Here is a 24,462-nt window from a genome sequence, read left to right as displayed (position 1 = left end):
TCCATAAGTCATTATTAGAAGAAGAGAATTATGAGCTACCAGACAGGGAATATACAATGCGATATTTCGCTAATTTTTATGTTAATATAAAACTTAAGTTCAATATTGTTACTTAAATAGGAAAATGGTGTGAAATCACTGCATTTAGATAAGGAAAATCCGGATAAGCGGGATGTTGCCGAAATATTTCGCGACCGAATGGCGCTGCTGCTGGCGCGAAAAGGATTTAATCTAAGCCAGTTTGCGAACAGCGTCGGCATCGACAGGTCGGCTCTCAGTCAGTTTCTTGCGCCGGGATCCACCCGGTTGCCACGCGCTGAAACCTTGTGCGCTATTTCCCGAACTTATGGCGTATCTGTCGATTGGCTCATGGGCTTGATCGCAAATGATGAAAGCGCCAGCGAAGCTGTGCCGATGATTGAGATTGAGCGAGTCACCGAAGCCTCAGCCAGTGTTAAGCTCGCGAAATGGCATCGGGAGGCAATGGGATATAAAATTCGTTATGTACCAAGTACATTGCCGGATCTCCTCCGGACTGAAGAAATTGGCGCATATGAATTTGGTGATTTCACGACAGTCGAGCGAGAAGCGAAAGAACGGCAAATGCAGGATCAGCTAAGCTATTCCCGGCGCCCGGAAACGGATATGGAGGTATGCATGCCGCTTCAGGCAATTGAACAGCTTGCACAGGGGGAAGGAATTTGGCGTCAGGTTCCAATTTCCATCCGTCGTGATCAGATGAAAAACATGATCCGGCTGACTGAAGAACTCTACCCCACCTTTCGGCTGTTCCTGTTTGATGCGCGGAAGATTTACTCTGCAGCCTATACCCTTTTCGGGCCGCTTCGTGCTGCCATTTATATCGGAAACATGTATCTTCTTGTAAATTCCGTCGAGCATATCCGTGCGCTGACGGTGCATTTCGACGGACTTATCCGGAGTGCAGAGGTCGCGCCGGATAAGGCGCCGGAAACAATCACGGAATATCTAAAGGCGTTGAGTTAGCTCAACACCCAAAGGGATCGACGCGGAAAATGGACAGCTACTGTTGTTCCTTCCTCGAACGGTTCCGCAATATGGGGGGGCAGCAATGCCTCAAAGGAGATGCTTTCTTTGCGCATTTCTATGCGGGTTTGGTTACCGAGAAATTGCTTTGAAACGATTGTTGCTTGAACGCTGTTTTCAGTATTCCCGTCAGCTCCAATAACGAAATTTTCCGGGCGAATAGTTAGTATGTTGCCGGTATCAGGAGCACCATCTGGCAGAGCAAATCGACCAAGAGAGCAATCGAAATATCCAGAAGCACATTCACCCGGAATAAAATTTTTCGCACCGAAGAATTTCGCTACTTCCTGATTTTGCGGCTTCTGATAGAGGGAGACGGCAGGTGCATATTGCCGAAGTGTTCCGCCAAGGATAAGGGCAATTTTGCTAGAAAGAGCGACCGCTTCTTCCTGATCATGGGTAACGAATAGCATCGTCGTCTTAAGCTCTTGATGGAGGGAATTAAGTAGTTGCTGCATTTCCAGGCGCAAATTAGCATCTAGATTGGAAAAAGGCTCATCCAGTAGCAATATTTTAGGGCGAAGGACCAAAGCACGCGCGAGGGCGACTCGTTGCTGTTGCCCACCCGAAAGCTGGCTGGGTTTGCGCTTTTCCATGCTATCCAGCTGCACGAATTCCAATGTTCTGCCAACCGCGTCGGCAATCTCTTTTTTCGGCAGGCGACGCATCTTAAGGCCAAAGCCGACGTTCTCGCCAACGGTCATATATGGAAAGAGGAGATGGTTCTGGAACACCATAACGGCGTCGCGCCGGTTCGGCGGTAAATGGAGAATGGATTGTCCGGCAAAACGGATATCGCCCGATGTTGGCGCGAGAAGACCGGCAATCATTTTCAGGATTGTTGATTTACCGCAAGCTGACGGGCCAAGAAGCGCTGTAAGCGATCCTCCCTCAATGCGCATGGAAACATCGTTCACAGCGGGAATGGTTTCGCCCGGATAGGTTTTGGTGAGATTTTCTAGAGTAACGTCAGTCATATCTGGCGCAAACTTTCTGTCGCGCTGTTTCGCCCCGTTAGATGACGCGCACCAAGGAGAAGGAGAACAACACCCGGCAGGATATAAATCATACTGATGGCGCCTGTAATGTCGTTTCGTCCCGCGCTGGCAAAATTAAAGAGAAGAAGCGGCAGCGTTACTACACGCCCACCGCCGATCAGGAGCGTGAGGATATACTGGCTCCAGGAAACGAGAAAAGTAAATAGCGACCCGATCAACAGGCCCGGCAGGATGGCAGGCAAGGTTACATAATAGAATGTCTGGATCGGGCCGGCGCCGAGGCTACGGGCCTGTGCCTCTATTTCCGGGTTATAGTTTGCAAATACCCCCGCCATGACCAGCACCATATAGGGCAATGTGGGGATGAGATGAATAATCAGGACACCGGAAAAGGAACCGGCAAGGCCAAGATTGAGAAACACGACATGAAGGCCGAGCGCGACCGCAATTCCAGGCACAATTGTGGGCGCGAGAATCAAAAGCTCTATTACTGCCTTTCCTCGAAACTGATAGAGCCCGAGCGCACGGCCCGCTGGCAGGCCGATGATCGCGGACAAAAGTGTCGCACAAAGTGCGATGAATGTTGTCATGCCAAGGGCGGGGAGAACCTCGGATGTGGTTGAAAAAACATAGGTCCAGGCGCGTAGGCTGTAAGCAGACGGAGTAATATCGGGGAAGAACCAGCTTCGGCTGATGGACCAAATGCCAAGGGGTATTAGTGGAAGGACTAACCAGCTAATCAGCAATATAAGTGCAAACCAGGCCGGCCCTGACAATCCATCGTGAGAAATGTCTTCTTGTCTTGTTACCGTGCCATTACTCATGAGCGAACATATCTGCGCGTCAGGCGGGCGTACCCGAGTATCATAACCGCACTTAAGACTGCGATAATCATCCCCATGGCCAACGCCTCTGGCCGGGCGTTTAGGTCCACATCGGTGAAGGACTGATAGGCCAGAACGGGGAGGGAGGCCGGATAGTTTTGTCCAAGCAAGGCCGGAATCTCATAGGCGCCGAAGGTGAAGGCAAAGACTATCAGCGCAGCGGCAAGAAGACCGGGGGTGAGAAGCGGCAACAGGACGTAGCGGAAACCCTGCCAGCGGTTTGCGCCGAGGGAGCGGGCTGCGGCTTCGTAGTCCTGCCCAAATGTTTGCATATTGGCGAGAAGGATCATCCCGATGAAGGGAACTTCTTTCCAGACATATTGCAGGATAATTCCGATCGCAAGCGGATCGTAAATCATCGCCGGAAAGTCAGAAGGCCTCGCAATTAGCTCAAACTCATAGGCGAGGCGTGAGAAAAAGCCCGACTGAGAGAATAGATACAGAATGCCGACCGCGCCCACCAGATGCGGCACGGTTAGGTTAATTTGAAATAGGAAGTTAATGACGGAGCGGCCAAAAAAATGCCGACGTAAAATCAATGCCGCCCCGACGGCCAGAATGGAGGCGATAATTGTGGAGGTGAAAGAGATATAGAAGGTCATTAGAAAAGAGTGATAAAATCGATCCGATGCCAGTATTTTGCGATAAGCGTCGAGACTTATCTCTTCCCGGCCGAGTAGCGGCATATACCCCAAGCTACCGATCAAGCCAAGGAAAAGGCCGCCCAGAAACAATCCCACAATGAGGAGGAGAGCAGGGGAGAGTAATATCAGAACTTTCCAGCGATCAGCCAAGCGGAGCCTCATGAATGGCGGTAATTATGATTGAGCTTACTCTAAATTCCTCCGCATTACTTGGCGACATTTTCCTGCCAGCCCTTTTCAATGGCGCTGATCCAGTCAGGATGCAGCTCCGGCAACGCCTTTTTGGAAAGTGCCGCCGGATCGATAACGGCGGGGTGGCGAGGTAGGCTCAAAAAACGCAGTTTGTCCTCTTCCGGTAGGCGGCTTATATCGATTGCTGGCGCGGTACCCCAGACATCTGCTTTTGCTTTTTCATATTGGGCATTCGCCGACAGGATAAAATTGGCGGCGACCATCGCAGCGGCCTTGTTGGGTGAATTATAAGGAATAGCAACATAATTTGTATTGCCAATGGTGCCGTCTTCCAGGCCATAGGATCGGGTTGTCTCTGGGAAGATACCGTTTTCAACATTAATTCCGAATATCGCCGGATCATAATCGAAATAGAGCGCAACCTCCCTATTTGCGAAAAGCTGCGCGAGATTTGCGATTGCATTGGGATAGGTTTCCCCCTCCCGCCAGAGATACGGTTTCATTTCATTGAGAATGGCCCAGGCTTTTGGTGCGATGACGTCAAACTTCTCTTGATCAAAATCCCCCAGAAGAGCGTCCGGTCCCCCTGCGGCGTGATAAAAAACATGGCGTATGAAGACGCTGCCATTGAAGTCCGTCGCCGCCGGATAGGTAAACTCGCCCGGATTTTTCTTCACCCAGTCAATAAGTTCTGAAATACTTTTCGGCGGGTTTTTTGTAAGTGCACTGTCATAGGCAAAGGCGAACTGCGCTCGGTTCCAGGGTACCTCACATTCATCCACTGCAAGGCCGAAATCATTCGCGATGGACGGGTTTTGCCAGTTTACGAGATTATTATTGGGGAGTAGGGAATGATATCCGCAGAATAGCAGGTCCCCTTGCTTCATCGTTCGGAAGTTACCGCCATTAATCCAGATCATGTCGACGGAACCCTTGTCGTCGATTCCGGCCTGTTTCTCGCCAAGGACGATATTGACGGCCTCCGCCGTATCATTGATGCCGATCCGCTTTAAAGTGATGTCATAGCGCTTTTTGAGTTCTCCGCCGATATAGTCGGAGACATAATGATTGATATTGTCCGCCCCGCCCCACATAAACCAGTTGACTGTACCGCCCTTGGCGGCACTAGTGACGTCTTCCCAGTTTTTGTAGTCAACCTTGGTCTCAGCAACAGCGGAAAGGGGAAAGACAAGCGCAAAAAAGATGCACAAAAAACGGAAGTTTTTCCATACAGAAATCTCTAATGACAGGTTAAGTGGCATATTTTCTAGTTCCGTTGAGTGAAGTGAAGACCAAATAGGCACGTATTTTAGCCAAAAGCTTCCTGCGCGTCCGCCTAAGATTGGTCAAATGACTACAACTTTTCGAGACCATTCGATTTTCCCCGATTGAGCGGTATAGCAAAAATGCTAGGCGATGAAGTGTGAATTGGCATACAGTAAGATGTTGTTCGCACAAGTTTGATGGGCATTTCGTATGGTGAGTCCCCCTTTGGACCGGATAGATTATCGTATCTTGCGGGAAATTCAGGCGAATGGCCGGATTTCTATGGTCGAGCTTTCGCGCCGGGTGAATTTGACCAAAACCCCCTGTGCAGAGCGGGTGAAGCGGCTGGAGAATGCGGGTGTGATCAAGGGCTATTTCGCGGCGCTTGATCCAGAGGCCGCCGCCGCTGCCCATGTCGTCATGGTGCAGGTGCAACTTTCGCGGACGACTGAAACAGAACTGAGAGAGTTTAACGATGCCGTCCAACGCATCCCCGAAATTCAATCCTGCATGATGATGGCGGGCGGATTTGATTACCTCTTGAAGATCCGGACGCGTGATATAGCTTCATATCGGAAATTGCTGGGAACGGCTATATCGCTTCTCCCTCATGTCATGCAAACCCATACCTATGTGGTGATGGAAGTGGTGAAGGATGAGGTGACGCTGCCATTGGCGAGCATTTCGGGAAAACGCAGCAAATGAAAAAAGCAATTCGGGGCCGCTGCCTATCCTACCGGGATAATCCCTTCACAAAGCCAATCAAAGAATGTCTCTGCTATGAGGATGATGGCCTTATTGTCATTGAGGATGGAAAAATCGGTGCCTTTGGGTCTGCGCATGAGTTACTGCCCCATCTTGACAAAACGGTGCCGGTCACCCGCTATGAAGACGCTCTGATCTGCCCCGGCTTTATTGACTGCCATGTCCATTATCCGCAAACAGAAATAATAGGTGCCTTTGGCAAGCAGCTTATTGACTGGCTGAATAATTATACCTTTGTTGCGGAACAGAAGTTTGCTGATAAGGAGTATGCATCCGCTGCGGCGGACGTTTTCCTAAAAGAAATTTTACGCTCGGGAACTACAACCGCCGCTGTGTTTTGCACCGTTCATCCCGTCTCTGTTGATGCCTTTTTCGAGCAATCAGCGAGAATCAATATGCGCAATATCGCGGGCAAGGTGCTGATGGATCGTCATGCGCCCCCTGCGCTGACCGATACGGCGCAAAGCGGATATGACGAAACTAAGCGACTCATCCAGAAATGGCACGGTAATGGCCGGGCGCTTTATGCCGTAACACCGCGTTTCGCGCCAACAAGCACTGAAGAGCAGATGGAGATGGCAGGTGCCGTCTGGAAGGAGCATCCCGGCACCTATCTACAATCGCACATTTCAGAGAACAGGAAGGAAATAGAGTGGGTGAAAACGCTATTCCCCGACCGGAAAAACTACGTGGATGTCTATCAGCATTATGGTCAGCTTGGCCCGCGCGCCATATATGGCCATGGCGTTCATTTTACAAAAGAAGATTTCCGTGCTTTTTCTGAGACGGGAGCAGCATTAGCCCATTGCCCAACATCAAATCTTTTTCTGGGAAGCGGCCTATTTAGCCTTGATCAGGCAATGCAAGGGTCTTTCCCTGTGCGGACCGGACTTGCGACAGACCTGGGCGGGGGAACGAATTTCTCGCAACTCGTCAGTATGAATGAGGCCTACAAGATTGCTCAGTTGAATGGCTTTGCACTTGATGCACATAAGGCGTTTTATCTTGCCACGCGCGGGGCGGCTGCCTCCCTCTATCTGGACGAAACCCTTGGAAGTATTGAACCCGGATATGAAGCGGACCTCACCATTTTGGATTTAAAGGCGACGCCTCTAATTGCTCATCGTTTGGCTTATGCCGACAGTCTGGAAGAGCAGATATTTGCCCTGATGACAGTGGGGGATGATCGGGCCGCGAAGGCGACTTATATCGCGGGTAACCTCATATACAGCCGGGATTCCGAGACGAATGAGGAGCAATTTTACGGTATCTAATCGGGCTTCCGCCCGCCAAGCGCTGCGGTTACTTCGCTCGCTATCTCCACGGTTACTTGACCAAGTTCCAGCAGCCGTTCTTTCGATATGCGGGCCGTCGGGCCGGAGATGGAAAGGCCAGCCAGCGGCTCCGTATGTTCATCATAAATGAGGGCAGCAGCGCAGCGAAGGCCTATGGCATGTTCTTCTTCATCTAGGGCAAAGCCACGGGCGCGCGACGCAGCAAGCTCTTCATGTAACTTTGCCGGTTCTGTAATTGTTCTGTCCGTCAGCTTAACCAGGCCCTGATTTTCAATGATCCGCGTCACATCCCTTTTGCTCATGGCCATCAGGATGGCTTTGCCAACGCCAGAGCAATGCATGGGCACGCTGTTTCCGGGCTTGGAAAAGACTCGCATCATTTCCCTGCTTTCGACCTGCGCCAGATAGATGACCTTGTCGCTATCGGCGATCGCAAGATTTACTGTTTCACCGCTGAGTTCCATCAGGCGCCGCATATAGGGTCGCGCGACAGTAGCGAGATCGCGAGAAACGAGAAAGCCGTTTCCCGTGACGAAAGCCTGCATGGCAATCTGCCATCGGCTCGTATCCCGATCATATTGTACATAGCGTTCTTCCTGCAGGGTGGTGAGCAGGCGGTGGGTGGTCGATGGGGCAAGGGAGAGGGACTTGGCAATGCCGGTGAGTGACAGGCCCGGTGGATTCCTGGCGATTATATTCAGAATGGAAAGAGCACGCGTCAGCGATTGTACTTGTCCTGTTCGGACGGGCTTTGTGCTGATCGAATCCGTCATCGTCATTTCAGTGAATTCCATAATGTGAAAATAGTTCCATTTTAGTGTATTCTCTTTGTCGGACCTGTCAATGTCATGCTGAAATTCGCTGGCGACCGATTTTATCGGACGTCGATTTCTCTTATGAATGAGGATGAGAATAAGCAGATGACAAAGCATATAGTAAAAGCAGGGCTTCAGGTGGCACCGGAAATTGTGGATCTCGTCGAGAAGGAGATTCTGCTGGGCCTTGATGTAACTGCAGACACAGTTTGGAACCTACTTGCCAATCTTGTTGCGAGTTTTGGGCCTCGAAACAAGCAGTTGCTGGAAAAACGTGAAGAGTTACAAGCCAAAATTGATGCTTGGCATCTTGCCGCAAAGGGAAACCCCCGTGATGCCGCAGCGTATAAATCCTTTCTTGAGGAAATCGGTTATCTGGTGCCCGAAGGTCCTGATTTTAAGGTGACGACTGCGAACATTGATCCGGAAATTTCGGATGTTGCCGGTCCGCAGCTTGTCGTGCCGGTCATGAATGCCCGCTATGCCCTCAACGCAGCGAATGCTCGCTGGGGAAGCCTTTACGACGCGCTTTATGGCACAGATATACTGCCCGAGACGAATGGCTGTGAGAAAGGTAGTGGGTATAACCCGACCCGCGGTTTGAGGGTCATCGAATATGGCTTCGGCGTTCTTGATCGCGCGGCACCGCTTGCCAAGGGAAGCCATAAGGATGCACGCGCCTATCTACTGAAGGATGACGGTGGCCGCAAAAAGCTGGAGGTGGAGCTTGCGGATGGTTCATCCACAGCTCTTTCTAACCCTAGGCAGTTTGTCGGTTATATTGGTGAAGTTACACCATCATCTATTCTGTTCATGAAAAACGGCCTTCATCTGGATGTGCAGATCGATCCATCGCATCCTGTCGGGAAAGACCATCCGGCAGGTGTGAAGGATATTTTAATGGAATCGGCTCTCTCCACCATTCAGGACTGCGAAGATTCAATCGCGGCGGTGGATGCGGAAGATAAGGCCCTCGTTTATCGAAACTGGCTTGGCCTGATGAAAGGTGATCTTGAGGATCGTTTTGATAAAGGCGGAAAGACAGTGGCCCGGACGCTGAATCCCGACAGAACTTATCTTGACCCAACAGGATCGGAAATAACCCTGCATGGACGTAGCTTGCTGTTGGTCCGCAATGTGGGTCATTTGATGACGATAAATGCAGTACTTGACGCCGACGGGAATGAAATTCCGGAGGGGATTCTCGACGGGGTTATGACCACAGCAGGGGCGCTTCATGATCTTAAAAAAACAGGGAAACATTCTAACAGTCGCGCGGGCAGTCTTTATATTGTGAAGCCGAAAATGCACGGACCGGAAGAAGTGGCCTTCACGAATGATCTCTTCTCGGCGATCGAAGAGGGCTTCGGCCTTCCCCGAAACACTTTGAAAGTCGGAGTCATGGATGAGGAGCGGCGCACAACCGTCAATCTGAAAGAGTGCATCCGGGCTGTATCAGAAAGAATATTCTTCATCAATACGGGCTTCCTTGATCGCACGGGCGATGAAATCCATACCAGCATGGAAGCTGGCCCCTTCATGCGGAAAGACGCCGCGAAGGGCGAGCCCTGGATTGCGGCCTATGAAGACTGGAACGTCGATATCGGCTTGGAAACAGGCCTTCCCGGACATGCCCAAATTGGTAAGGGAATGTGGGCAATGCCGGATGAAATGGCGAAGATGATGACTGCAAAAATCGGCCATCCTTTGGCGGGTGCCAATTGTGCCTGGGTCCCTTCTCCAACGGCGGCAACCTTGCACGCGATGCATTATCATGAAGTATCGGTGAAGGATCGCCAGAAAGATATAGCGTCGCGCGGGCGGGCGAGCCTCAACAGTATTCTGACGCCGCCGTTGTTAAAGGGCGAAAACCTGTCAGAAAAGGAAATTCAGGCGGAACTGGACAACAATGTGCAAGGAATTCTCGGTTATGTGGTGCGCTGGATCGATCAGGGCGTCGGTTGTTCGAAAGTGCCGGATATTAATAATGTTGGTCTGATGGAAGACCGGGCAACTTTGCGTATCTCCAGCCAACATATTGCGAATTGGCTGCATCATGGTATCTGTTCTGAGGACCAAGTCACCGAGACCCTGAAGCGGATGGCGGCGATTGTCGATGAACAAAACGCGGGCGATCCGCTTTACAAACTAATGGCAGGAAATTTTGATACTTCGATTGCGTTCAAGGCGGCCTGTGACCTTGTTTTTAAGGGCCGGACGCAGCCGAGCGGTTATACCGAACCGATTCTTCATGCCCGACGTATCGAGGCAAAGGCACGCTAGTAATTGACGAAACAATATCAACAGGAGGGCGGCATGCTCACAGTAAAGCGATTGTCCCACGCGGAAGCACTTATCCTTATTCAGGGTGCGCGGGAAAAGGCCACAGAGATTGGTGTGCCGATGTGTATTTCCATAGTGGATGAAAGCGGTAATTTGATCGCATTTGAACGCATGGATGGAGGAAAGGTGACAAGCATTACGATCTCCGCCGACAAAGCCTTTACCGCGGCGGCTGCCCGCAAGGCAACCCACGACTATAACGCGGTAAACGTGCCGGGCAGCCTGGCATTCGGCATTCATACGGAAGTAGGGGGGCGTATTTCCTCTGTTGGTGGCGGCTTGCCGGTTTTTGTAAATGATGAAGTAGTCGGTGGGATTGGCCTCAGTTCAGGAACGCCTGCACAGGACATGGAATGCGCGGAAGCCGGACTCAACCACTTCTACCAGACACTGGAATAACGTCGCGTTCTCTTGTGCTACACGGGCTTCTATGGCTATAAGAAGCTATTAGGCAGACTGGTTGTTTGCTCAAGTATGTAGAAGGGGCCTGAGACAGCGCAATGGCTCATGATAAAGCCAAAAACAGCAAGAAAGTTTTGGATGCAATTCGTACGACGGCACTCGATGAGGTCGTCGGCTTTCATATGCGTAAGGCTATCTTGCGGGCACAGAGTACGTTCGCAACGGTCGCCGGTAAAAAGTTAATGACGGGACAATACTCTGTCATGGCGATCATCAATGAAAACCCCGGCCGCACTCAGAGCGCAATCGCGGAAGCCGCGGGCCTTGATCGCTCGTCTCTTGTTCCCATTCTCAATAAATTCGAGGACGAAGGGCTGATCCTGCGCGCGCCTGTCAAGGGGGACAAGAGGGCCTATGCTGTTCGTCTGACGAAGAAGGGGGAGCGGGAATTGGCTGAACTCGAAAGTAAAGTGCGGGAAATTGAAGCAAAAGTGATTTCTGGTCTGGGGACGAAAGATCATCAGACTTTGATAGATCTGCTTAAAAGGTTTCACGAAATCATCTAGCAGAAAACTTCAAGAATTACTTAGGAAGACTTCATACAGCTCTTTTTGTTGAGTTGGTGCGTTCGCTTGCCCGTCGATTCGCCCCGCAATGATGGGATTTGTGCTTTCGGCAATTTAAAGGCTTAGCGGCATTGGGTCTAAACGGTAGAGGATCGACTATATCTTGTGGTCGAATTAATACAATGTTGAACACTTATTAATATGCGTCTTAAAAAGTGCATAAAATAAACTAACAGCAACTAAAGCGCTGGTTATGGACGGATCAAATCCTTATACTTTTCCTTCAACAGGGCGTTCCTCCGGAACGCGGCAAAAAGGGGGGTGACATGGGGATGATGTTTAGGGATATGAACAAGGCGCTTTCTGTTAAGATCTGTTATTCAAATTTTCTGCTCTCATCCGCTGTCTTCATGTTGATTCTGCTTCTTTCCGCTGCCCTGTTTATCCATGATTTTCCACCTGATGATCAAGGCGAGACTCACGCCGCAGAGACCGCGTTCCTCAATTAATATCGCTATTTGAACGTGATATGCGGAAACTTGCGGGTTTGCTTATGCAAACACTTCCTTAATTATATTACTGTTTAGTTCATCATTTGGCCCCGACATTAGTATCAATGGAGAAGGTGAAACGCGACTTAGCATGAGTATTGAGACAAGCGCCCAGGCGGCGTATCGCGCCCGCGCCCGCAATACAAACGTAAATGATGTCACCTTATTGGCGACGGATTATCTCAATCATTTTAATGAAGCCTTGATGCTGGCCGAATTGGTGATTGATATGCCGGACATGTTGGATGACTTGATAGATTGGCTGCCCGTTACGTATGAAGATCATTTTCGTTTCAGCGGGATAGCTGACAAAGAGTTGGCGATCGAGGCTTATGCGTTTTCCCCAACGGAATATAAAGCACCATTTGCAGCAATCACAATGAGGTTAGATGAAGAAATCCAGGAAATGCAGACTAACTTAAGTTTAGTGGACAATATGGAAGACGTTGCAACGAGGGGGATGGCAGAGCGGCAGTGCGCCGTTATCCGAGAACTTATCGAACAGGCGGGCGCAATCATCAACGGTCATATTTGCAATGTGAATACGCAAGGTCCATCCGAAGACGGCATGGAGGATGAAGGCACACTGGATCAGGACGAAATCAATGCGATGTTTGGTTAGAGGCATTTTAAAGGAGGAGGACGCTTGAAAAATCTAATCCGATTTTTCCGCTCAACTTTATGCTTGCTCTTAACCGCCATTCCGATAAATCTCGCGGTTAACAATGTAGCTTGGGCAAACACGGATAAAGAATGCCTCGCCAGTTGGGAGGAGCCCCAGATAGCAATTGAGATTGTTAATACGAAGCCCGCTCTTGATCATGGAAAATCTTCTAATCAAATAGAGATGGTAGCCAAGAAAAGCGGGTATGCGAAGTCCACGCGCCATGCCAGTTTACTTGGTCTGACTTACTCTTTTATCACGCCCAGACTCGGTGCAGCGACGAAGTACAAACGTGTGAAATCCGGTAAATATTGTTTACGCCTTGATCGTGTATCGCTTAAATTCGGAGCTCAGAAAACCAGTATCTATATTGATCGAAAGTATAAAAAGGGAACCTGTGCCTATAAGGCCATCATGGCGCATGAACTTGAGCACGTCCGTATCAACGAACGGGTCATTGCCGATTATGTGCCGAAAATAAAACGTGAACTGACGGAGCGCGCGGCGAGCATCCGCCCCTTCTATACAAAGAGCCCGAAAACAGCCGGGAAATCGATTGCGAACCGGTTACTGCTTGAGTTGGACCCTCTCATTGATGAATTCAATGTAATACGAATGGAGGCGAACGACGTTATCGATACGCAGGAATCATATGCGGCCACTCAGGCCAAATGCAGTGATTGGTAAGATTCTATCTAATAGTTTGCGAAGTATTAACAATTTCTTGATTAACTGGACCTTGGTTCAAGGAGCAGGGTAGTTCCAGCACAGAATTCAGCCAGCAGGTTACAGAGAAGCAAGATGATCATTGCCAAAGACATCAAGAAAATGTTGAGATCTCTTGAGGTGGAGTGTGATCATAAGAAATCGGGCACTGCAGCGGATCGCCGCTACCGGCGTGCCGATGTAACATGGCCCGCGACCATCCGCGCGGAGCGAGGGCACGCTTGCCTTCATGAAGAAGAGCGCGAAGTTAGCGGCATCATCAAGGACATATCGGCTAACGGTGCGAGAATTGATGTCGACGGTCTATTCTTCGAAAAGAACAACCTTCTTTTGCAGGCGTCACAACTGGGGGCCATTCGCTGCGATTTGGTGTGGCGGCGTGGCAATAAAATTGGGTTGCAGTTTTCTGAAGACCCAAAAAAGATACAGGAAAAACTTCAGGAACTTATTCCTGGGTTTAACGATATACTTCCCTGATGTTGGATCCCCGTTTTAAGGCGGCAACAGCGCTTCTTTTCGACCCGGAACCATCATTGCGCCAAAACACAAGAAGCGCCCTTCTTAACCTCGGATTTGGTGAGGTTATAGCCTGCTCCGACCTTTATCAATTTACAGCGCTGGCGGAACGTGAGGAATATGACCTCATCCTCGCGGACACAGCCGATGCTGGTGCGGGCATACATCAAGTCATTCGGGAAATCCGTAATCACAAAATGGGGCTTGATCCCTTTATCAATGTCATTCTGTTTTTGTGGAATTCGGAATCCAACATGGTTGGCGAGATAATTAATGCTGGCGCGGATGACCTGATAACCCGGCCAATGTCCCGCACGCAGATATTCTCGCGATTAAAGCGGTTGGTTGAGACGCGCAAACCCTTTGTTGTGACGGCGGATTACTTCGGTCCAGATCGGCGCAATGTCTTGAGAAGCAGATCGAACGTTCCAACAATGATTGTCCCGAATTCGCTACAGGCGAAAGTTGAGAACCGACCCGAGCTTGCCGCTACACCGGAAGCGATTAAACGCGCGATGAAGGTCGTGAGAGAACGCAGGATTTCAACTTATTCAGAACAATTGATGCGTCTTTCCTCCGCCGTTATTTTGCTCTCCGGTTCGTCCGATAGCTTTGGAGACCGCAAGGACGTGATTAGTGTCATGCAGCAGAGAAATAGTGCGCTGATCGACAGTGTTGAGGGAACTGATCATGTGCATGTCATCTCTTTGTGTCAGGCATTGGGAGATATTATGAATTCTATCGTTAAGGAGAATGCATTGCTTAAAGACAACGACCGTGAGTTATTGTCACAAATTCCTTATGCAATTCACAAGGCCTGCGGGGAACTTCACCAAACTGCGGGGCTGGCCTTTGATATACGGGAGGTGTCCGCGAAGGTGAGCGATACCCGGAAACGTTCGGAAGTCGATGCCTGTCGGGCCCACGGCGAAATTAGTCACACATTTTGATAAATCTTACTTTGTTCTGCCCGACACCACCCTATTATTAATAATAGGGTGGTGATATCGGAATGTCAGGAGGATGGGATCATTATAAACGTAAAGTCTATAAAACGCGCGACCGTGATAGGGTTCAGTTTGACGCTGATGATGCTTTATGTTGGAAGTGCCCTTGCCCAGAATGTCTACTTCCTGCGCATTGGGACGGGGTCCACTGCCGGAACATATTACCCCATTGGAACACTACTGGCTTCAGTTATCTCCAACCCGCCGGGAAGCCGGGGGTGTGAAGACGGAGGTTCCTGTGGCGTTCCGGGCCTGATTGCAACGGCACAGACGACTCATGGGTCCGTGGACAATATTTATGGTGTCACAAGAGGCTATTTTGATACTGCACTTGCCCAGTCGGATACAGTTGCCGCCGCATATAATGGCACTGGTGTTTATAGTGAGAAAGAACCTGTCACCTCTCTTCGGGTGATTGCTAATCTGTATCCCGAGGATGTTCACCTTGTTGTCCGCCGCGGCGCTGACATAAAAAGCGTGAAGGACTTAAAAGGAAAACGTGTGTCGATTGACGTGCCGGGCTCGGGAACCCGTGAAAATGCCAAGGAAATTTTGAAGGCGTATGGTCTTTCGGTAAAAGATATTGATGCTGTTTCTGCCAATCCGGATAAATCCGTCACCCTGATGAAAACGGATAAGTTGGACGCGTTTTTTCTGGTCGCCGGGTATCCGGTTACGGCGGTGTCGGAGCTTGCCGATGTTGAAAAAATTGAATTATTGCCCATCAATGGGGAAATTGCGGATAAGTTTGTCGCCGATCATGGTTATTACTCGGTTTCCCAGATTCCAGCCGGTACGTATCGGGATATTGAGAGCGTACCAACCCTTGCCGTCAGCACCCAATGGATCGTGAATGAGAATGTATCGGAAGACCTGGTCTATGAAATTTCTCGTGCACTTTGGCATTCGAAAAACCGACATCTTCTTGACCGCGGACATGCGAAGGGTTTGCTGATACATCTCGATACGGCCCTTAAGGGAGTTTCAACACCGCTACATCCCGGAGCAGAACGCTATTATAAGGAAATAGGTATTATTACTGACTAGGATGACGCGGGGGTCTTTTGTATGCTCTTTGACTGGCGCGACGCGATAGATGTTGTCGCCCGAATACGGCTTTGATAAGGTCGCCTAAAATCATCAGGAGAGCATTGTGATACCATTTGTCGCCGCAACGTCCAATTCCGACCCCAAGCCGATAATCATTGTCGAGAAAGAAAATTTCGCTGAATGGCTTACGGCGCAATCTGACTTTCATAAAGGTTGGATTGACTCTCAAGATTATGAGGCCGTTGGAGGTAAGACGCTGCTGTTGCCAGGGGCCGCAGGCGATATCGAGGCGGTTATCTATGTAAAAGATGGCGACTGGAATATCTGGTCACTCGCGGATTTGCCGTCAACGCTCCCGAAGGGAACCTATGCCGTCACAGCAGAATTTACAGACAAAGAAGCGACGGACGTTGCCATCGGCTGGTCTCTCGGCACCTATTCGTTCGACCGGTATAAAAAAGACGATAAGAAATATGCGACGCTGATGCTGCCGGATGGGGCGGATAAAGACATGGTCGCGCGTACGGTCAAGGCCGTTACTCTGGTGCGTGATCTGGTCAACCTACCCGCCGGAGATCTCGGTCCCTCCGCGCTTGAGGCCGCGGCATCACAAGTCGCCGGAGAGTTTGAGGCTGAACAAGAAAATATCGTCGGTGAAGATTTGCTCACCTATCATTTTCCCATGGTTCATGCCGTTGGGCGCGCGGCGGCGGACGCACCGCGCCTGATTGACATAAACTGGGGCGATAAAGATGCGCCGAAAGTAACCTTGGTTGGTAAGGGTGTTTGTTTTGACACCGGCGGTCTCGATATCAAATCAGCGGCCGGTATGCTGATGATGAAGAAGGATATGGGTGGCGCGGCAACAGTGCTGGGTCTTGCGCATATGATTATGGACGCAAACCTGCCCATACGGTTGCGCGTAATAATTCCGGCAGTTGAAAACTCCATTTCCGGAAATGCTTTCCACCCCGGCGATATCCTGATCAGCCGAAAGGGTAAAACCGTAGAAATTGGTAACACGGATGCGGAAGGACGGCTTATACTCGCCGATGCACTTGCCGCCGCCGATGAAGAGGAACCCGATCTCCTGATCGATATGGCGACGCTGACGGGGGCTGCAAGAGTTGCAGTTGGAACTGAAATTGCCGCGACTTTCACGGATGACGATGCGCTTTTTGCGGATATAGCCAACCATAGCGAAAAGGAAAAAGATCCGGTCTGGCGGTTGCCACTATGGGATGACTATCGGCATTTGATCGACAGCAAGTTTGCAGATATGAATAATGCAGGCGCTGGCGGGTACGGGGGTGCGATTACCGCAGGACTTTTCCTCAAAGAGTTTGTTGAGAAAGCCAAGAGCTGGGTTCATTTCGATGTTATGGCTTATAATGTAAGAAGCCGTCCCGGTCGCCCTGTCGGCGGGGAGGCTTTTGCTATGCGCGCGCTGTTCGCTCTGATCAAGGAACGCTACGGTAAGTCGTGAGTTTTATCGATCGGTAAGTGCCAGCTTCAACCCGAGTCCCGCAAATGTTGCTGCAATGCCGTACTGTATCCCGCGAACGACCTTGGGCGTACTCTGTAAATAGCGACGTATTTTCGACGCGAAAAGGCCGTAAAGCACAAATACTAAAAAAGTAATGACCATGAATACTGCGCCATGCACGGCGATGATCAAACTTGGATTGCCGGCTGATGCCGGGATAAACTGAGGCAGGAAGGCGAGAAAGAAAATCGTCAGCTTTGGATTCAGGATATTAATCAGTGTGCCTTTGCGGGCAATCCGCCAATAATCGGCGTTTTTCTCTTTAATCGTCACGTCCAGACTTTCGGAATTCTTTATGGTTTGCCAGGCGAGATAGAGCAGGTATGCAACACCGGCGTATTTCAGAATTTGAAAGGCCAGCGCACTCGTATGGAGGAGTGCTGCAACACCAAACATGCAGGCCAAGATACTGGGTAAAATACCGAGGGTGCAGCCAAACGCTGCCGCGATGCCTGCCTTGGCGCCATCTGTCAGGCCGACTGCCAAGGTGTAAAGAACGCCGGTTCCTGGCGCGATGGTAACGATCAGGGTCGTGAGAAGAAATTCAATGCTCATTCCTTATCTCCGACCTTGATCAGTCATTTCTTAGTATCCTTTTTCAACGTCCACGGCATGGAGCAGATCTTCGCCTTTATCCGTGCGGATGATATTTTCGGCAACCAGCTTCGCGACGCTTGCCGGGTCTGAAATGCTTGCGACATGCGGCGTGATGCGGATTTTCGGATGATCCCAGAAAGGGTGATCCTCCGCCATAGGTTCCACGTGAAACACATCAAGGGTTGCGGCAGAGAGCTGACCGCTATCGAGTGCTGGAATCAGGTCTTCTTCCAAGAGATGAGGGCCGCGCCCCGCATTGATAATGCCTGCACCCTTCGGCAGTTTAGCAAACAGGTCGGCATTCAGGATGTCTTTGGTCTGTGGTGTTAGAGGAAGTAGACAGACCAGAATCTCTGTACGGGCAAGGAAGGCATCGAGTTGGTCGTCACCAAAGAAGCTCTCTACTCCGTCTAGTTTCTTTTCTGACCGACTCCAGCCTGCGACATCAAATTTTAGGAAGCTGAGCGCTTCTGCTGCGCCGCCACCAAGCTCTCCCATCCCGAGTATACCAACTTTCCGATCACTGGCGAACGGTGCAAAATGTTCTTTCCAGACATGGTCACGCTGCTGCGCGTCATAAGCGTGGCAGAAGCGGTGGTGATTAAGAACATGTTGGGCAACATACTCGGTCATCCGGCCGGTCAGGTTTGGATCAACAGTCCGAGAAAAGGGCAGATGGCGCGGAAAATCAGGATCAGCCAGCAAATGATCGACACCGGCGCCAAGGGAATACACGGCTTGTAAATTTTTCAATTTTGCCAATTCCCCGTGCGGCATTTTCCAGCAAAGTGCGTATTTGATTTCATCCGGATTGCCGATATCTGGCCAGATACGAACGTCTAGATCCGGGATATATTTGCCGAGTTCACGCCGCCACCAGTCTGCACGATCAATATTACTTTTAAACAATAGGGCCATATTTCTTCTCCGGTATCTTGTATCGACACCTTAACTGTTAACTACACCGGCGGAGGCCGTTTCCAAATCAAACGCCGCCTTCATCAAGGCCTTTGTATAGTCTGTTTCAGGATTGTCAAAGATTTGTGCCGCAGGACCCTGTTCAACAATTTTACCACCACGCATCACAAGGACGCTATCGGCGATGGCGCGGACGACTTTAAGGTCGTGGCTGATGAACAGATAGGTCAGATTATGGCGATTCTGCAGGTCCCGCAACAGATCGACAATTTGCGCCTGGACGGACATATCCAGCGCTGAGGTCGGCTCGTCCAGAACGATAAACTTTGGCTTGAGGATAAGCGCGCGGGCGATGGCGATCCGTTGACGCTGTCCACCCGAAAATTCATGGGGGTAGCGATCCTGCGCATCTGGCGGAATGCCGACTTCTTTCAAAACCTCGGATATTCTATCTCGCCGTTCCAGCCGGTTGCCATGCCCTTCATGGACAATCACGCCCTCCTCAATTATCTGCCCGACCGAAAGCCGAGGGCTAAGGCTTGAGTAGGGATCCTGAAAAACAATCTGCATTTCCGCACGCAACGGTCGGAGATCCTTCCAGCTTGCGTCCTCGATTGATTGTCCATTGAACTTAATTTCACCTTCCGAAGAAATGAGTCGAAGCATGGCAAGGCCCAATGTCGACTTGCCTGAACCGCTTTCCCCGACAATACCAACCGTATGTCCCTGTTTTACATTGACAGAAATATTATCAACTGCGCGGACATAATCTGCAACTCGCTTGAGCAGACCTTTTTTGATCGGAAAATAGACTTTTAGGTTTTTGCAGGATATCACGTCGGGCAAAGCGTCATTCTTGCGAAGGGGAAGGCCCTTGGGCTCCGCCTCCAGCAGCATTTGCGTATATTCATGACGCGGACGGGAGAATAATTCCTTCGCGTTATTGGCTTCGACAATTTCGCCCTGTGTCATGACACACACGTCTTTTGCCATCTTCCGGACAATGCCGAGATCATGGGTGATCAGCAAAATCGCCATGCCAAGCCTTTTTTGCAAATCCATCAGGAGCTCAAGTATTTGCGCTTGGATTGTCACGTCGAGGGCGGTGGTCGGCTCGTCTGCGATCAACAAGTCTGGCTCATTGGCGAGCGCCATGGCAATCATCACGCGCTGGCGCTGACCACCAGAAAGCTGATGGGGATAAGCATTGAGCCGTTCGTCTATGGCGTCCAATCCGACCATCTCCAGAAGTTCCCGCACGCGCACGGCGGCTTCCTTCTGGCTCATCCCCTTATGGACGAGAAGGGTCTCGTTAATTTGTTTTTCTATCGTATGCAGCGGATTGAGGGAGGTCATTGGCTCCTGAAAAATCATGGAAACATGATTTCCCCGGAAATTTCGCATCTCTTTCTGCGGTCGTCCGACAACTTCCTCCCCGTTTATCTTGATGGACCCCTTCGGGTGCTTGGCGAGGGGATAGGGCAGAAGTTGCAGGATGCTGAGTGCGGTGACCGACTTGCCCGAGCCGCTTTCTCCAACAAGGGCGAGGGTCTCCCCTTTTTCGATATTGAAGGAGACGCCTTTTACAGCCGGCACATCCTTGCCGTCAGATTTGAAAGTGACCCATAGATCGTTAATTTCAACAAGTACCATTACTGAAACGTCTTTCTTGGATCAAAGGCATCGCGAATGCCTTCCTGCATAAAGAAGGCAAGGGTCAACATGATTGACAGGGTCAGGAATGCCGTAATGCCGAGCCAGGGTGCCTGTAGATTGGCTTTGCCCTGAGCTAGTAGTTCACCGAGGGAAGGGGAGCCCGGCGGCAGGCCTAGGCCAAGAAAATCGAGAGAGGTCAGGCTGACAATGGAACCCGTCAGGATGAAGGGCAGGAAGGTGAGCGCCGATACCATGGAGTTCGGCAACAGATGTTTGAACATGATCACCCTGTCACGCACGCCAAGCGCCCGTGCCGCCCGGACATAGTCGAAATTGCGAGAGCGCAGGAATTCCGCCCGTACCACACCAACAAGGCTGGGCCAGCTGAACAGAAGCAGTAGCGCAAGCAGGATCAGGAAGCTTGGTTCTATCAGAGCGGCGAGAATTATAAGGATATAGAGACTCGGCATACCACCCCATATCTCCAGCAGTCGCTGGAATATCAGGTCCGTCCATCCGCCGAAATATCCCTGCACGGCCCCGGCAGTAACGCCGATGATTGAACTGAAAATCGTGAGGATCACGCCAAAGGCAACAGAAATACGATAGCCATAAATCACCCGCGCAAGCACATCGCGGCCCTGATCATCGGTTCCGAGCCAGTTCTCCGCATCCGGGGGTGAGGGGGCAGGGGACGTTAGATCGTAATTGATCGTTGTGTAGCTATATCGGATCAACGGCCAGATTTGCCATCCATCTTCATTGATGAGATCGGCGACGAAAGGGTCGCGATAATCCGCTTCTGTTTCAAAGTCGCCACCAAACGCTGTTTCCGGATAGGCGATGAGAAAGGGGAAATATAGCTGGTCTTGGTAGGAAACAACGAGAGGTTTGTCATTTGCAATCAGTTCCGCGAATAAAGAAATCACAAACAGCAAAACGAAAAAGATCATCGACCAATAGCCGCGACGATTGGCCTTAAAGTTATTCAGACGGCGCCGATTGATGGCGGAGAGGGTCATGGTCTATGCCTCCCTAGCTTCGAAATCAATTCGGGGGTCGACGAGGGTGTAGGTCAAATCGCCCACTAGATTCATGATCAGGCCGAGAAGTGCGAACACATAGACCGTTGCAAATATCACTGGATAGTCGCGGTTGATTGCCGCCTCGAACCCGAGTAGGCCAAGCCCGTCGAGACTGAAAATCACCTCAATCAATAAAGATCCGGTAAAGAGGATGCCAATAAAGGCGCTTGGGAACCCCGCAATCACGATCAGCATGGCGTTGCGGAAAACATGCCCGTAGAGCACGCGACGTTCACTCAAACCCTTCGCACGGGCAGTAAGCACATATTGCTGGCCGATCTGGTCGAGAAATGAGTTTTTGGTAAGCTGGGTCAGGGCTGCAAAACCGCCGATCACCAATGCCGTCACCGGCAGAGCGATATGCCAGAGATAGTCCGTTATCTTGCCGAATGTACTGAGCTGTTCCCAATTATCAGATGTTAGGCCTCGTAACGGGAACCAGTTGAAATAGGAGCCACCCGCGAAAAGGACGATCAGCGCGACGGCAAACAGAAAACTCGGGATCGCATTGCCGACAATCACCAGGCTGCTCGTCCAGATGTCGAATTTTGTGCCATCACGGACCGCTTTCGCAATTCCAAGCGGAATAGAGATCAGATAAACCAGAAGTGTTGTCCAGAGTCCGATAGAGATGGATACGGGGAGTTTTTCAATCACCAGATTAACGACAGTTTCATCGCGGAAATAGCTCGTGCCGAAATCGAACATCAGGTAATTCTTCATCATTAAGAAGAACCGCTCATAAGCGGGTTTGTCGAAGCCGAACTGAACCTCCAACTCCTTGATAAACTCCGGATCTAGCCCTTGCGCACCGCGATAGCTGCTCTCTGATCCCAAGCCAGCGGACGCACTGCCGCCACCGCCCGTATCGCCTGTGCCGCTGCCGCCGATGCGCGCCGTGGCGCCAACGGCCGTTCCTTGAATTTCTGCGATGATTTGTTCGATCGGCCCGCCGGGAGCGAACTGGATAACCACAAAATTGAGAACCATGATGCCAAATAATGTCGGTATCATGAGAAGGATACGTCTCAAAATATAGGCAAACAACGACTACTCCTCTGTCCGCAGGTTAAACTTTACTGACCCTGTCGGGCGGCAAGCTCTTCGGCTTTGGCCTGATCATACCACCAGCTTTGCAGAACCGCACGGTCAAAACCCGGCTTTTTCGACTCTGGCCGGCCGAATTTGTCCCAATAGGCGATAAAGTAGCTGTTCTTATGCCATTGCGGAATAAAATAATAATTCCACATCAGCACCCGATCAAGTGCCCGCGTGGCTGTGATCACTTCACCGCTGGTTTGTGCTTCGATGATTTTTTCAATAATCGCATCAACGGCAGGATTTTTAACACCTGCAATATTGAGCCCGCCGGTGACGTCCGCGGACGCCGATCCCCACCAGTCGCGCTGCTCCACGCCCGGCACTTGCGGTTGCGGAAAACGCCGGACGACGATATCGAAATCAAATTCCCGGACCCGATTTTGCCAGCTGGCGCTGTCGATCACACGGACGGATGCGTCAATCCCCACACGGCGTAAATTGGCGACATAGGGATTGATGATGCGGGTGAAGGATTGTTCATAAAGGAGGAAGCCGACCTGCATTTGCTGCCCTGCTATATTCACAAGCTTTTTGTCTTGAATGGTCCATCCAGCCGATTTGAAAAGCATTATAGCGGCGCTAATCTGTTTGCGGATGTTGCCCGAGCCGTCTGTTATGGGCGGTTTAAATTCTTTCGTGAAGACTTCCTCCGGCAGGATGTCCTTATAGGGGGTCAAGAGTTCAAGCTCTGCCGGGGAGGGAAGTCCCATCGCCTTCATGTCGGAGTTTTCAAAAACCGATCCTAGCCGATCATATGCGCCATAGAAAAGGTTCTTATTAGTCCATTCATAATCAAATAGCAGGCCGAACGCCTCACGCACTTTGATATTATCGAAGGGTGCACGGCGGCTGTTCAGGAAGAACGCCTGCATCCCGGTGAGCGTGGCATCTTCCAAAACGTCGCGCTTGATAAAGCCCTTTTCGACCGCTGGTTTGGTGTCATATTCGGTCGCCCATGAGCGGGAAGTAAATTCTTCGCGGAAATCATACTCACCTGCGAAAAACGCTTCCAATGCGATGGTCCGGTCCCGGTAATAATCGACCTGGATTACATCAAAATTGAACCGCCCCTTATGAACCGGGAGGTTTTCAGCCCAATGATCCTTCACCCTTTCATAGATAAGAGTGCGGCCGGGACTCACCTTCGCCAGCTTATAGGGGCCGGACCCCAAAAGGGGCGTCATTGTTGTGACGGCAAAATCACGGTTCTCAAATGATGCTTTGGACAGGATCGGCATGGTTGCCACCTGATAGGGTAGGTCCCTGGTCAGCGCCCCTTTCTGAAACTCAAAACGGATTTTATGCGGACCCAAAACCTTTGCCGCGACAATATCCCGGTAACGAATGCCGTATCTTGGGTGGCCTTTTTCTTTTAGAGTATTGAAGGTGAACACCACATCTTCGGCAGTGATGGGAGTGTCGTTATGAAAGCGCGCCTCAGGGCGGAGGATGAACTCTACCCATTGACGAGTCTCATCCATCGCGATGCTTTTTGCCAACAGTCCGTATACCGCGTCCGGCTCGTCATAAGATGGTGTCATCAACTGTGTAAAGTTGAAATAGAGGTCGCCTCCCTTGTCGCCATTGATCAGCGCGGGTTTTCCTTTAAGAAGGAATGGGTTGACCGTATCGAAGCTGTCCAGATCACGGAGCTTGATCCTGCCCCCCTTGGGAGCCTCAGGATTGACATAATCAAAATGCGGAAAGTCAGGACCGTATTTCAGATTGCCGAATGTTGAAAATCCGTAGCTTGTACGGGACTCGGCAGCAGCATTTGAGCCAAAGCCCAGAAGGACAGCGAAAAGCAATA

24 protein-coding genes are annotated in these 24,462 nt (G+C 50.6%); 13 read left to right on the top strand and 11 right to left on the bottom strand.

All coding sequences use genetic code 11. The features are described 5' to 3' along the window. Window positions 1–129: 129 nt before the first annotated feature. On the top strand, window positions 130–1,005 hold the full coding sequence (locus LKE13_RS02090) for a helix-turn-helix domain-containing protein (protein WP_227948037.1): 876 nt from the start codon (window positions 130–132) through the stop codon (window positions 1,003–1,005). On the opposite strand, the gene LKE13_RS02085 is transcribed toward LKE13_RS02090, so the two are convergent. Genes LKE13_RS02085 through LKE13_RS02070 form a run of 4 tightly spaced genes read right to left on the bottom strand, consistent with a single transcriptional unit; the run spans window position 1,002 to window position 5,045 of the window. After that, complete coding sequence (locus LKE13_RS02085) at window positions 1,002–2,042, bottom strand: ABC transporter ATP-binding protein (RefSeq protein ID WP_227948036.1); 1,041 nt, start codon at window positions 2,040–2,042, stop codon at window positions 1,002–1,004. The two genes, LKE13_RS02090 and LKE13_RS02085, sit on opposite strands and share 4 nt — an antisense overlap. Beyond that, entirely contained in the window at window positions 2,039–2,887 is an 849-nt protein-coding gene (locus tag LKE13_RS02080) for an ABC transporter permease (RefSeq protein ID WP_227948035.1), read from the bottom strand. Before LKE13_RS02080 ends, LKE13_RS02085 begins: the two co-directional genes overlap by 4 nt. Beyond that, window positions 2,884–3,741 (bottom strand): ABC transporter permease, encoded by an 858-nt coding sequence (locus LKE13_RS02075; RefSeq protein WP_227948034.1) that lies wholly within the window; start codon window positions 3,739–3,741, stop codon window positions 2,884–2,886. The genes LKE13_RS02080 and LKE13_RS02075 overlap by 4 nt, the downstream gene beginning before the upstream one ends. A 56-nt stretch (window positions 3,742–3,797) precedes the next feature. Continuing rightward, window positions 3,798–5,045: an ABC transporter substrate-binding protein gene (locus tag LKE13_RS02070; protein ID WP_227948033.1), complete on the bottom strand. Its 1,248-nt coding sequence runs from the start codon at window positions 5,043–5,045 to the stop codon at window positions 3,798–3,800. A gap of 229 nt (window positions 5,046–5,274) precedes the next feature. On the opposite strand from LKE13_RS02070, the gene LKE13_RS02065 reads away from it, so the two are divergent. Next, the gene (locus LKE13_RS02065) at window positions 5,275–5,754 is read left to right on the top strand and encodes an Lrp/AsnC ligand binding domain-containing protein (RefSeq protein WP_415776488.1); all 480 of its coding nucleotides are present in this window, start codon (window positions 5,275–5,277) and stop codon (window positions 5,752–5,754) included. Next, on the top strand, window positions 5,751–7,088 hold the full coding sequence (guaD, locus tag LKE13_RS02060) for a guanine deaminase (protein ID WP_227948031.1): 1,338 nt from the start codon (window positions 5,751–5,753) through the stop codon (window positions 7,086–7,088). The genes LKE13_RS02065 and guaD overlap by 4 nt, the downstream gene beginning before the upstream one ends. On the opposite strand, the gene LKE13_RS02055 is transcribed toward guaD, so the two are convergent. Further along, complete coding sequence (locus LKE13_RS02055) at window positions 7,085–7,888, bottom strand: IclR family transcriptional regulator (RefSeq protein WP_227948030.1); 804 nt, start codon at window positions 7,886–7,888, stop codon at window positions 7,085–7,087. The genes guaD and LKE13_RS02055 overlap by 4 nt on opposite strands. A gap of 141 nt (window positions 7,889–8,029) precedes the next feature. On the opposite strand from LKE13_RS02055, the gene LKE13_RS02050 reads away from it, so the two are divergent. The 10 genes from LKE13_RS02050 to LKE13_RS02005 all read left to right on the top strand — a co-directional run bounded on the left by LKE13_RS02050 (window position 8,030) and on the right by LKE13_RS02005 (window position 17,235). Continuing rightward, entirely contained in the window at window positions 8,030–10,207 is a 2,178-nt protein-coding gene (locus tag LKE13_RS02050; protein ID WP_227948029.1) for a malate synthase G, read from the top strand. A 33-nt stretch (window positions 10,208–10,240) separates the two neighbouring features. After that, the gene (locus tag LKE13_RS02045) at window positions 10,241–10,666 is read left to right on the top strand and encodes a GlcG/HbpS family heme-binding protein (RefSeq protein ID WP_227948028.1); all 426 of its coding nucleotides are present in this window, start codon (window positions 10,241–10,243) and stop codon (window positions 10,664–10,666) included. Between the two features lie 101 nt (window positions 10,667–10,767). Beyond that, window positions 10,768–11,235, top strand: coding sequence for a MarR family winged helix-turn-helix transcriptional regulator (locus LKE13_RS02040; RefSeq protein ID WP_227948027.1), 468 nt, complete (start codon window positions 10,768–10,770; stop codon window positions 11,233–11,235). Window positions 11,236–11,561: 326 nt separating this feature from the next. Continuing rightward, window positions 11,562–11,744 (top strand): hypothetical protein, encoded by a 183-nt coding sequence (locus tag LKE13_RS02035; protein ID WP_227948026.1) that lies wholly within the window; start codon window positions 11,562–11,564, stop codon window positions 11,742–11,744. 133 nt (window positions 11,745–11,877) lie between these two features. After that, window positions 11,878–12,408, top strand: coding sequence for a hypothetical protein (locus LKE13_RS02030; RefSeq protein WP_227948025.1), 531 nt, complete (start codon window positions 11,878–11,880; stop codon window positions 12,406–12,408). 24 nt (window positions 12,409–12,432) lie between these two features. Continuing rightward, on the top strand, window positions 12,433–13,137 hold the full coding sequence (locus LKE13_RS02025; protein WP_227948024.1) for a hypothetical protein: 705 nt from the start codon (window positions 12,433–12,435) through the stop codon (window positions 13,135–13,137). A 114-nt stretch (window positions 13,138–13,251) separates the two neighbouring features. Then, window positions 13,252–13,653, top strand: a complete 402-nt coding sequence (locus LKE13_RS02020; protein ID WP_227948023.1) for a PilZ domain-containing protein — start codon at window positions 13,252–13,254, stop codon at window positions 13,651–13,653. Further along, window positions 13,653–14,642 (top strand): response regulator, encoded by a 990-nt coding sequence (locus LKE13_RS02015; RefSeq protein ID WP_227948022.1) that lies wholly within the window; start codon window positions 13,653–13,655, stop codon window positions 14,640–14,642. Before LKE13_RS02020 ends, LKE13_RS02015 begins: the two co-directional genes overlap by 1 nt. A 138-nt stretch (window positions 14,643–14,780) precedes the next feature. Next, entirely contained in the window at window positions 14,781–15,746 is a 966-nt protein-coding gene (locus tag LKE13_RS02010) for a TAXI family TRAP transporter solute-binding subunit (protein WP_227948021.1), read from the top strand. Between the two features lie 106 nt (window positions 15,747–15,852). Beyond that, window positions 15,853–17,235, top strand: a complete 1,383-nt coding sequence (locus tag LKE13_RS02005; protein WP_227948020.1) for a leucyl aminopeptidase family protein — start codon at window positions 15,853–15,855, stop codon at window positions 17,233–17,235. A 3-nt stretch (window positions 17,236–17,238) separates the two neighbouring features. Here the strand turns inward: LKE13_RS02005 and LKE13_RS02000 are convergent, their stop codons facing one another. The 6 genes from LKE13_RS02000 to LKE13_RS01975 are packed head-to-tail and all read right to left on the bottom strand — an operon-like array spanning window position 17,239 to window position 24,460. Beyond that, window positions 17,239–17,850 carry a LysE family translocator gene (locus LKE13_RS02000; protein ID WP_227948019.1) on the bottom strand — a complete coding sequence of 204 codons (612 nt, stop codon included), beginning with the start codon at window positions 17,848–17,850 and terminating at the stop codon, window positions 17,239–17,241. Between the two features lie 30 nt (window positions 17,851–17,880). After that, entirely contained in the window at window positions 17,881–18,810 is a 930-nt protein-coding gene (locus LKE13_RS01995; protein WP_227948018.1) for a 2-hydroxyacid dehydrogenase, read from the bottom strand. 30 nt (window positions 18,811–18,840) lie between these two features. Next, the gene (locus tag LKE13_RS01990; RefSeq protein WP_227948017.1) at window positions 18,841–20,463 is read right to left on the bottom strand and encodes an ABC transporter ATP-binding protein; all 1,623 of its coding nucleotides are present in this window, start codon (window positions 20,461–20,463) and stop codon (window positions 18,841–18,843) included. Then, on the bottom strand, window positions 20,463–21,488 hold the full coding sequence (locus LKE13_RS01985; RefSeq protein WP_227948016.1) for an ABC transporter permease: 1,026 nt from the start codon (window positions 21,486–21,488) through the stop codon (window positions 20,463–20,465). Before LKE13_RS01985 ends, LKE13_RS01990 begins: the two co-directional genes overlap by 1 nt. A 3-nt stretch (window positions 21,489–21,491) precedes the next feature. After that, window positions 21,492–22,598: a microcin C ABC transporter permease YejB gene (locus LKE13_RS01980; protein ID WP_227948015.1), complete on the bottom strand. Its 1,107-nt coding sequence runs from the start codon at window positions 22,596–22,598 to the stop codon at window positions 21,492–21,494. A gap of 29 nt (window positions 22,599–22,627) precedes the next feature. Then, the gene (locus LKE13_RS01975; RefSeq protein WP_227948014.1) at window positions 22,628–24,460 is read right to left on the bottom strand and encodes an extracellular solute-binding protein; all 1,833 of its coding nucleotides are present in this window, start codon (window positions 24,458–24,460) and stop codon (window positions 22,628–22,630) included. Window positions 24,461–24,462: the final 2 nt, after the last annotated feature.

This window comes from Sneathiella sp. HT1-7, assembly GCF_020731145.1.
Lineage (GTDB): Bacteria > Pseudomonadota > Alphaproteobacteria > Sneathiellales > Sneathiellaceae > Sneathiella.
Note: the sequence above shows the minus strand (reverse complement) of the source record. Positions and strands in the feature narration are given on the sequence as shown.

What these genes read in the sequence shown, in the direction of transcription:
- LKE13_RS02010 (WP_227948021.1), top strand. Translation starts at nt 14,781, where the DNA reads ATGATGCTTTATGTTGGAAGTGCCCTTGCCCAGAATGTCTACTTCCTG.
- LKE13_RS02070 (WP_227948033.1), bottom strand. Translation starts at nt 5,045, where the DNA reads ATGCCACTTAACCTGTCATTAGAGATTTCTGTATGGAAAAACTTCCGT.
- LKE13_RS02020 (WP_227948023.1), top strand. Translation starts at nt 13,252, where the DNA reads ATGATCATTGCCAAAGACATCAAGAAAATGTTGAGATCTCTTGAGGTG.
- LKE13_RS02045 (WP_227948028.1), top strand. Translation starts at nt 10,241, where the DNA reads ATGCTCACAGTAAAGCGATTGTCCCACGCGGAAGCACTTATCCTTATT.
- guaD (WP_227948031.1), top strand. Translation starts at nt 5,751, where the DNA reads ATGAAAAAAGCAATTCGGGGCCGCTGCCTATCCTACCGGGATAATCCC.
- LKE13_RS01990 (WP_227948017.1), bottom strand. Translation starts at nt 20,463, where the DNA reads ATGGTACTTGTTGAAATTAACGATCTATGGGTCACTTTCAAATCTGAC.
- LKE13_RS02040 (WP_227948027.1), top strand. Translation starts at nt 10,768, where the DNA reads ATGGCTCATGATAAAGCCAAAAACAGCAAGAAAGTTTTGGATGCAATT.
- LKE13_RS01985 (WP_227948016.1), bottom strand. Translation starts at nt 21,488, where the DNA reads ATGACCCTCTCCGCCATCAATCGGCGCCGTCTGAATAACTTTAAGGCC.
- LKE13_RS01995 (WP_227948018.1), bottom strand. Translation starts at nt 18,810, where the DNA reads ATGGCCCTATTGTTTAAAAGTAATATTGATCGTGCAGACTGGTGGCGG.
- LKE13_RS02050 (WP_227948029.1), top strand. Translation starts at nt 8,030, where the DNA reads ATGACAAAGCATATAGTAAAAGCAGGGCTTCAGGTGGCACCGGAAATT.
- LKE13_RS02000 (WP_227948019.1), bottom strand. Translation starts at nt 17,850, where the DNA reads ATGAGCATTGAATTTCTTCTCACGACCCTGATCGTTACCATCGCGCCA.
- LKE13_RS02030 (WP_227948025.1), top strand. Translation starts at nt 11,878, where the DNA reads ATGAGTATTGAGACAAGCGCCCAGGCGGCGTATCGCGCCCGCGCCCGC.
- LKE13_RS02055 (WP_227948030.1), bottom strand. Translation starts at nt 7,888, where the DNA reads ATGACGATGACGGATTCGATCAGCACAAAGCCCGTCCGAACAGGACAA.
- LKE13_RS02035 (WP_227948026.1), top strand. Translation starts at nt 11,562, where the DNA reads ATGGGGATGATGTTTAGGGATATGAACAAGGCGCTTTCTGTTAAGATC.
- LKE13_RS02080 (WP_227948035.1), bottom strand. Translation starts at nt 2,887, where the DNA reads ATGAGTAATGGCACGGTAACAAGACAAGAAGACATTTCTCACGATGGA.
- LKE13_RS02015 (WP_227948022.1), top strand. Translation starts at nt 13,653, where the DNA reads ATGTTGGATCCCCGTTTTAAGGCGGCAACAGCGCTTCTTTTCGACCCG.
- LKE13_RS02085 (WP_227948036.1), bottom strand. Translation starts at nt 2,042, where the DNA reads ATGACTGACGTTACTCTAGAAAATCTCACCAAAACCTATCCGGGCGAA.